Raw genomic sequence first — 836 nt, 5'->3', positions numbered from 1 at the left:
AGGCGATCGCCTGCTCGCGCACCGCCTCGGGCGCGCCGGGGTCCATCCTTCGCTGCTCCATCAGCGTCTCAGGACTCGATCGAGATGATCAATTGCCTTCGTCATGTGCCACTCGACGCCTTTTACGCTCAAGCCGGATCGCTCCGCGATCTGCTTGTAGCTCAATCCGTCGAGGCGGTGAGCGAGGAATATCTCGCGGGTCTTCGGTTTCAGGCGCATCAACGCGGTCTGGAGCCGGTTGAGCTTGTCCCGCGCTTCGAGAGCCGCGACCAGATCGGGTCCGGCCAGGGGAACTTCGTCCGCCGCGACATGGCTTGCGAGCGATCGCTGCACGGCCGACTTGGCGCGGTCGCGCAGCAGGTTCGTGGCGATCTGGTTGAGATAGGCCTCGGGGCATTCGATGGCCCGCTCGCGGCAGGCATCGGAGTTCGCGAAACGGACGAAACTCTCGTGCACGAGGTCGCCGGCATCCTGCCGGTCGGCGCGACGGGAGAAATAGCGTAGCAGCCGCGGCCCATGGACACGATAGAGATCGTCCAGGGCCAGGGAGGGGCGAACGACGCGGTCCTCCGGCGGCAGCGGATCATCCTCGTCCAGCCGGGGAATGGTGGCGGGTCGGAGAAAGCCGCCGATCATCCGCGCCGCCATTGGCGACTTGCGGAGACCGCCTTCCTACAGTCCCTAGCGCTGTACCTGTCGAGCATGCCCGTCTGACCCACAACCGTGAGCGCTCGCGGGCGAAAGCCGGGTGTTGAGAACATGCTTGAGACATGCGCCGACGCTTGTGGCTTAGCTGCTGCCCGGCCTTCGACGCGAGGGTATCCTTTGTTGACCAG

1 protein-coding gene is annotated in these 836 nt (G+C 65.2%); it reads right to left on the bottom strand.

Annotated elements, in window-relative coordinates; translation table 11 throughout:
* Positions 1-60 precede the first annotated feature (60 nt).
* On the bottom strand, positions 61-636 hold the full coding sequence (locus AX685_RS14615; protein ID WP_066489975.1) for an RNA polymerase sigma factor: 576 nt from the start codon (positions 634-636) through the stop codon (positions 61-63).
* Between the last annotated feature and the right edge of the window lie 200 nt (positions 637-836).

This window comes from Sphingomonas sp. CCH9-F2 (assembly GCF_001556735.1).
GTDB lineage: Bacteria > Pseudomonadota > Alphaproteobacteria > Sphingomonadales > Sphingomonadaceae > Sphingomonas > Sphingomonas ginsenosidimutans.
This window is presented reverse-complemented; position numbering and strand designations above follow the sequence as displayed.

Bases quoted from the DNA above. Each gene is read 5' to 3' on its own strand.
- AX685_RS14615 (WP_066489975.1), bottom strand. From the start codon at position 636: ATGATCGGCGGCTTTCTCCGACCCGCCACCATTCCCCGGCTGGACGAG.